Genomic DNA, 7,141 nt, shown 5'->3' with positions numbered 1-7,141 from the left:
TTAGTCTGTGTTCCTATAATCGGGCTTTTACGGGCAGTTAGTCCCCCACTTGCAATTCATTGTTCATACTCGTACCTTTAAAGTGAGGGGCTTACTGCCCGTTAATCTGCGATAAAAGCAAAGGAGGCCGTGATATGTTAACGCATTTTCAATACAAGCCTTTATACGAAAATAAACAATTGCCAGGATGGAAATTTTCCTTTTACTTTAACAAACAGAAATTTAATGGGATTTATCATCAAAATGGTAAAATCGAATGGACCTCAAACACGCCAAATGGAGAAGATGAGATTATATTAATGGAACAAATTCATGAATTAATGCTTTTTCATGTTTATGATCAGTGATTAGTATGTTTTCATAACTTCTTTGGAATGATAAGCCATATCAAATCCAAAGGAGGCATACAGCGATGCCTGATAAAAAAAGTGTAAAAGATGATTCTCATTATGAAGGACGAGACAAGGCATATTTAGACATTGATCGAATGATCAATGAAGGAATGTCGGGCGGTTCCGTACATATGAGGGAAGAAACAACTAATATTGAGGAAGCTAGAGATCTTTTCGAAGAAGATCCCCCATATACAGCTGAATAACTAAGCATGACAAAAAATAGCACTTTCTCAAAATGAGGGTGCTATTTTTTAGTAAAAATTATTCCTTGATCAAGGAGATCTCCTGATTTCCGCATGATAAACATTTCAATAAATGTGGGCATTCTTTGTTTAAGTAATCAGTTGGATAGCCATTTTCCAATTTCATAAGATCAATAGGCATGTATGCACTATAATCATCGTAATAATCCATAACCCTTCCTTGATCGTAAACTCGATTACCGCAAGATGAGCATTTTGTCTTTATTTCCTCAAATCCATTACAGATTGGACAAATAGCCATTTCTATGCCCCCACTCCATACTTAATTATGTCATTCATTTTCCATAACCTTATCGTTCGTAAATACTTTAATAGTTATGACAAAACCATTAGGAAACAATTCCCACTACAAAAAAAGAATAAGCGATCAGAAAAACACCATAATATAGAGTAAACACAGACACACAAACAACTTTCCACTAACCGATGGGTTAAACCAGTTAGAGGTAACAAGTTTATCTTGTGTCGGTGCAACTCCGGCTAACCCAACCATACTAATAAAATTTAATGAGGAGATGAACCCATTATGAACAACAACACAAGAAGCAATTCCTCAAACCAATTACTAGTACCAGGAGTAGCACAAGCACTTGACCAAATGAAGTATGAGATTGCTAACGAATTTGGTGTAAACTTAGGTGCTGACACTACATCTCGTGCCAACGGATCTGTTGGAGGAGAAATTACAAAACGCCTAGTTCAAATGGCTGAGCAACAACTTGGCGGTTACCAACAATAATAATTTGTTAAACACAATTTAATAAGATATGGCTTTAGCCCCCTTCTAAAAGGGGGCTTTTCCATAGGTTTAGCTATACCATCTTTGAAGGATCTACCCACAAATCGAATTGTTCACTTGTAACATGCCCAGTCTTCAGGGCCGCTTCTTTTAAAGTATTATTTTCTTTAAATGCCAGTTTTGCAATCTCAGCTGCCTTTTCATAGCCAATATGAGGGTTAAGAGCGGTGACAAGCATTAGTGATCTATTTACATGATCCGCAATAATCTCTTTATTAGCTTCTAGGCCTAGCAAGCATTTTTCATTAAACGAATCCATTCCATCTGATAAAAGGCGAACACTTTGGATAAGGTTGAAAATAATGACTGGCTTAAAGACATTTAATTCGAAATTCCCTTGGCTTGCGGCAAAACCGATTGTTGCATCATTGCCGAAAACCTGACATGCGATCATTGTAAGTGCTTCACTTTGTGTCGGGTTTACCTTTCCTGGCATAATGGAGCTTCCCGGTTCATTAGCGGGGATAGAAAGCTCCCCAATACCGCTCCTAGGTCCACTAGCGAGCCATCTGACATCATTGGCTATTTTCATGAGATCTGCAGCCAAAGCCTTTAAAGCCCCATGAACATAAACAATTTCATCATGGCTTGTTAAGGCATGAAACTTATTGTCTGATGATCGGAAAGCATGCCCCGTTCGTTTCGAAATTTCTTTTGCAACCTCTTCCCCAAAAGATTTATCTGCATTTATGCCTGTACCTACTGCTGTTCCCCCAATGGCAAGATCTAGTAAATGATCCATTGCTTCCGAAATCATCCGCTCGCTTTTATCAAGCATAGCGCGCCAGCCGCTTATTTCCTGACCTAATGTCAATGGGGTAGCATCCTGTAAATGAGTCCTTCCAATTTTCACAATCGCTTGAAAAGCCTCTTCCTTTTGATGGACGGTTTTCTTCAATGCTTGAAGTGAAGGAATCAGCTTTTCGGCTATTTCGATATATGCTGCTACATGCATCGCTGTTGGGAACGTATCGTTCGAACTCTGGGACATATTCACATCGTCATTAGGATGCACCTTCGTATTTGAAGCTCCTTTTGCCTGCAGGAACTCATTTGCTCTTCTTGCCACGACTTCGTTTACGTTCATATTGGATTGGGTACCGCTTCCTGTCTGCCAGACTACTAGTGGAAAATGATCATCAAATTTCCCTTCAAGAATTTCCACGGTTGCCTGAACAATGGCCTCCTTTTTTACTTCCGATAATTTTCCTAGCCTATTGTTTACAATAGCAGCTGCATTTTTAATTTGGGCAAAGCCATAAATAACCTCCATCGGCATTTTTTCAATGCCAATACGAAAGTTTTCCCGGCTTCTTTGGGTTTGTGCACCCCAATATTTATCCGCTTGAACCTTTATTTCCCCAAGCGTATCTCTTTCAATCCGAAAGTTTTCCATGAAACCACTCCTTGGTAATGTTTAAATAATTCCCTTCCCTTATATTCTATTCCCTATTTTTAGACTTTTATCGGTAACTTAGAAAAGGGTAGGCGTTAGGGCTAGACATAAAAAAAAACTGCTTTGCATGAGCAAGCAGTTTTTAGTGTTTCACAACTGTATATCCGATAAAATAACCAAGGACCATAATACTGGCAATAACTAATGTAATTGAAAGCTGTTCCATTTTATATTCCCCCTGATTCTATTTATACGTTAAAAATAGCATAGAAAGAGGGTTAATTTTATGTATAGATAGGAACATTTCGTGACAAGAAGGTGACATATTTATGAACTCTTTGCTCACCTGTTTACGATCTCTTTGCATAACTTATTCAACATAAACAGCCGTTCCATATGCAATAATTTCTGATGCATTCTGCATAACTGCTGAAGATTGCAGACGCATGCCTATAATCGCATTCGCTCCCTTTGACCTAGCATCTTCTACCATTCTGCCAATGGCCTTCTGTCTTGCTTCTTCCATCATCTCCGTGTATTCACTTATTTCTCCGCCTACAATAGTCCGTAAGCCAGCCATAATATCCTTGCCGATATGCTTAGATTGAATGCAGCCTCCTCTGACAAACCCTTTTAAATCTTTAATTTCCTTCCCCGGAACAGAATCAATAGTTACGATAATCATTACGTTTTTCCTCCTCTTTTTCTTTCTGTCTTTCCATGATTAATATGATAAAAATAAGTAAAAACAGAACAGCGTATATGACATAAATCAAAATGGCTATTTTAATATTGATAAACAGCATAACCAATCCAATTATTTGGCTTACGACTGTTAACAGCAGAAACAGCTGCTTTAGTTTCCCCATAAATCTTCATTCCCTTAAATGAGACTTTTTCTTCTTTTTCCACAGTTTCCTTACAAACAGTAAATAAACTAATGTGGGAAGCGGCGCCTGGATTAAGCCGATAATTCCCCAAAGCCAATAGTTATGTCCATGTTTCCTTGCATTTATGAATAGAAAAGTACTTTGACTGATCAAAATGACGGCAACAACCATAAGTAACGGAAAAGAAACTTCCTCATTCATGTTTCCTTCACCTGTTTAACGTACTGAAATGACACGAATCCAATAATAAACATTATAGTAAGACCTTGTATCGTGAAAAAGACAATTGGAACACGGTACAGGGCAAATAAAATGCCGCTTAATATAATTAGTGCAATGATTGCGAAAAGTGAAGCATCGAAAATAAGCTTCTTTTTTAAATTTTTCTTCTCTTCGACAATCAAATTCTCAAACCACTCTAAACTTGGCGTATGAATAGGTGTACCTTGATCAATTTTTTCTAGGCCGTGCTCAATTTCTTTCATGACGAATAATAAATCTTCATCTTGATGTAGATTTTCTCTCATGTCTCTCTCTCTCGTCATTTATTCTCAGCTCCTTCCTGACAGCCATAATTCCGTTATGAACTCTTGACTTTATCGTACCAGGGGATAGCTTCATCCACTCCCCAATCTCATCATAGGAATAGCCATAATAATGTCTTAATATGATCGGAATCCTTACATCATCCGCCAATTTTCCTAAGGCGGACATGGCATCATTCCATTCTTCATTCCTCGTTTCCAAATGCCATTTTAGCTTTCTGTATTGTTCTTCATCCATCTGGTATGCTTTTTCTCTTTTCTTTCTCCGCTGCTGATCAATATATAAATTCGTAGCAATTGAAATAAGCCAGGAAGAAAACTTTGATTNNTCAATACATTTAGCCATTGTCTCCTGTGCAAGCTCTTCTGCTGTATCTGGATTCATTGTAACTTTAATTAAATACTTAACTAAGAAGGGGTAATTATTTTGAAAAAGCATGGCTAGAGCGCGTTTATTGCCTGATTTCGCGCTATGTATGAGCTCTTTCTCCTCCATCTGGCTATGTTCCTCTCCTTCGTATCGTCCCGCCTTCTTAACAAATGATTTTTCTAAGAAGCATTATAAATTAGACGCTTGATAATAAATAATCGTTCACATCTATTATAAATTTTTTTCATAAAAAAACATGGAAAATTTAAAAAAACTTGGCGAAAAATGCCAAGTTTCTTCTAATCATGTTTTTTCCCTTTATTTTTCTTCCGTTTCTTCTCCCACTTTTTCTTTTCTTTTTCTATTTTCTTTTCCCACTTTTCTTTATTTTTCATGAAACCTTTATCAAATGAATTAAACTTCTCTTCTTGCTTTTTCTTTTCGATTAAAGAGGAAATATGCGGGACGCCGAAAGAAATTGCTTCTTGATTTTGCAAGGCTTTAGACATGATGGCCTTGAAAATTGGTGCAGTTCCCTCTCCGCTCGTAGTTGTTAAATAGTGATCCTTGTCTGTCCGATCATATCCTACCCATACAGCGCCAACAAGCTGAGGAGTATAACCTACGAACCATTGATCCTTTATCCCATTTACCCCTTCAATGGGAACCTGTGTTGAACCCGTTTTACCGGCTACCTCTCTCCCGGGAATCTGAGCTGCTCTTCCAGAACCTTGCTCTACAACACCAAGCAGCATCGTTGTGATCTTATCGGTAACCTCTTTCGTTGTTACCCTAGTTTTCTTATCATCCCAATTAGCAATGGTGTCACCATTGGAGTCAACAATTTTTACGATCGAATGCGCGTCAGCCTTTTCCCCGCTGTTAGCAAAAACAGTGTAAGCTTCAGCCATATTTAATGGGGATACCCCCTTATTTGTTCCGCCAAGTGCCAGGGCAAGGTTATTGTTGATCGCGTCTTCCGGAATTCCAAACCTTTTTGCCGCGTCAATTCCTTTATCAACACCGATTTCGTTGAGGAGCCATACTGCAGGAATATTTAAGGAATCTTTAACTGCTTCATACATCGGAACCTGACCGCGGAATTTGAAATTATAATTATTTGGCTCATAATCTCCAAACTTTATTTTTTCATCCTTTAATACATCTGAAATATCCCAGCCATTTTCAAGTGCTGGCGTATAAGGGACAAGTGGCTTCATTGTTGAGCCAGGCTGACCTACCGGATGAATCGCCCGGTTGTGACCAAGGAGTGTATGCTCCCCCCTGCCTCCAACCAATGCACGAACACCCCCGCTTTTCGGATCAATAAGAATAGCCCCGCTTTGAACCAATCGATCCCCTTTCCCTGCTGGAAACATGGAATCGTCACGATACGTTTCTTCCGCTGCCGACTGCATGAATGGATCAAGCTCCGTATAGATCTGATAACCGCCGGTTAGTAATTCATCAAGAGTTAGACCGTATTTCTTCATCCCTTCCTCTAGAACAAAGTCAACATAATACGGATATTTCCCCTTGAATGGATCTCCCCCTTTATCGTCAAAAACTAATTGTTCATTTTTCGCTTCTTTCCATTGGTTTTCTGAAATAAAACCATTGGTTTTCATTTGTGCCAGTACAATGTTTCTGCGATCTAGTGCTGCCTTTTCATTTTTGTAAGGGTTAATCACAGAAGGAGCTTTGATTAAGCCGGCTAATAAAGCTGCCTCACTAATCGTCAAGTCCTTGACATCCTTACCGAAATACTTCATTGCTGCTCGCTTAATCCCCCAAGCACCCTCACCAAAATAAATCTCATTCAAATACATCTGCAGAATCTCGTCTTTTGTAAACTGTTTCTCAATTTCCCTTGCAAGAAAAAATTCTTCTATTTTTCGCTTATATGTCTTTTCTGCTGATAGCAATGCATTTTTTGTCAGTTGCTGTGTAATTGTGCTGCCGCCTTCGACAATTTCTCCAGCCTTCATGTTTCGGAAGAATGCTCTGCCAATACTCGTAAAATCAACACCATTATGCTCATAGAAACGGTGATCCTCAATGGCGATTACCGCATTTTTCATATGCTCTGGAATTTCCTTAATCGATATTCCTTCGACTTTATTAGCAGATATTTTGCTTGCAACTTCTCCGTTCAAATCATATATAACAGTGGACTGTGCAAGACCGCGTTCTAGCGAACTAATATTTGCCCCGTTTGCGTAATAATAAAAAAAGCCCAAAAATGCTAATACTGCGGTTGATGCAGACAGGATAGCAATTTGAGTCATATGTTTCTGCTTCCAAAATTTCTGGACCTTACTATAAATAGATTGTTTTTTCCTCATATTTCCTCCATAGTTGGTCAAAGATGTCTAAAACTATGATGATACTATAAAGGAATTCGGCAGATTATTTCTTTTTATGGGGGTTATAAAGTGAAACTTCAATCAGTGGGGTGCCTTTTTCCCCACTGATTGTTAGTT

At 38.5% G+C, this 7,141-nt stretch carries 11 protein-coding genes; 3 read left to right on the top strand and 8 right to left on the bottom strand.

Annotated features, from left to right (window positions below; genetic code table 11):
• Positions 1–134: 134 nt before the first annotated feature.
• On the top strand, positions 135–347 hold the full coding sequence (locus tag V7127_RS22985) for a YheE family protein (RefSeq protein WP_335345326.1): 213 nt from the start codon (positions 135–137) through the stop codon (positions 345–347).
• A gap of 65 nt (positions 348–412) precedes the next feature.
• On the top strand, positions 413–598 hold the full coding sequence (locus V7127_RS22980) for a hypothetical protein (RefSeq protein WP_335345327.1): 186 nt from the start codon (positions 413–415) through the stop codon (positions 596–598).
• 58 nt (positions 599–656) lie between these two features.
• Here the strand turns inward: V7127_RS22980 and V7127_RS22975 are convergent, their stop codons facing one another.
• The gene (locus V7127_RS22975) at positions 657–899 is read right to left on the bottom strand and encodes a hypothetical protein (RefSeq protein ID WP_335345328.1); all 243 of its coding nucleotides are present in this window, start codon (positions 897–899) and stop codon (positions 657–659) included.
• A gap of 285 nt (positions 900–1,184) precedes the next feature.
• Between V7127_RS22975 and V7127_RS22970 the strand changes: the two genes are divergently transcribed.
• The gene (locus V7127_RS22970; protein ID WP_335345329.1) at positions 1,185–1,397 is read left to right on the top strand and encodes an alpha/beta-type small acid-soluble spore protein; all 213 of its coding nucleotides are present in this window, start codon (positions 1,185–1,187) and stop codon (positions 1,395–1,397) included.
• 73 nt (positions 1,398–1,470) lie between these two features.
• Here V7127_RS22970 and fumC read toward each other — a convergent pair whose 3' ends face one another.
• The 7 genes from fumC to V7127_RS22935 all read right to left on the bottom strand — a co-directional run bounded on the left by fumC (position 1,471) and on the right by V7127_RS22935 (position 7,003).
• A complete protein-coding gene (gene fumC, locus V7127_RS22965) occupies positions 1,471–2,853 on the bottom strand; it encodes a class II fumarate hydratase (RefSeq protein ID WP_335490099.1) in 1,383 nt (460 codons plus the stop codon).
• 370 nt (positions 2,854–3,223) lie between these two features.
• A complete protein-coding gene (locus V7127_RS22960) occupies positions 3,224–3,538 on the bottom strand; it encodes a YbjQ family protein (protein WP_335345331.1) in 315 nt (104 codons plus the stop codon).
• Positions 3,519–3,722 (bottom strand): hypothetical protein, encoded by a 204-nt coding sequence (locus tag V7127_RS22955; protein WP_335345332.1) that lies wholly within the window; start codon positions 3,720–3,722, stop codon positions 3,519–3,521. The genes V7127_RS22960 and V7127_RS22955 overlap by 20 nt, the downstream gene beginning before the upstream one ends.
• 6 nt (positions 3,723–3,728) lie before the next feature.
• On the bottom strand, positions 3,729–3,944 hold the full coding sequence (locus V7127_RS22950) for a sigma-Y antisigma factor component (RefSeq protein WP_335355119.1): 216 nt from the start codon (positions 3,942–3,944) through the stop codon (positions 3,729–3,731).
• Complete coding sequence (locus V7127_RS22945; protein WP_335490097.1) at positions 3,941–4,270, bottom strand: YxlC family protein; 330 nt, start codon at positions 4,268–4,270, stop codon at positions 3,941–3,943. The genes V7127_RS22950 and V7127_RS22945 overlap by 4 nt, the downstream gene beginning before the upstream one ends.
• Complete coding sequence (gene sigY / locus V7127_RS22940; protein WP_335490094.1) at positions 4,245–4,784, bottom strand: RNA polymerase sigma factor SigY; 540 nt, start codon at positions 4,782–4,784, stop codon at positions 4,245–4,247. Before sigY ends, V7127_RS22945 begins: the two co-directional genes overlap by 26 nt.
• A gap of 173 nt (positions 4,785–4,957) precedes the next feature.
• Positions 4,958–7,003: a transglycosylase domain-containing protein gene (locus V7127_RS22935; RefSeq protein ID WP_335490091.1), complete on the bottom strand. Its 2,046-nt coding sequence runs from the start codon at positions 7,001–7,003 to the stop codon at positions 4,958–4,960.
• Positions 7,004–7,141: the final 138 nt, after the last annotated feature.

Source organism: Bacillus sp. JJ1773 (assembly GCF_036962035.1).
Classification (GTDB): Bacteria; Bacillota; Bacilli; order Bacillales; family Cytobacillaceae; genus Cytobacillus.
This window is presented reverse-complemented; position numbering and strand designations above follow the sequence as displayed.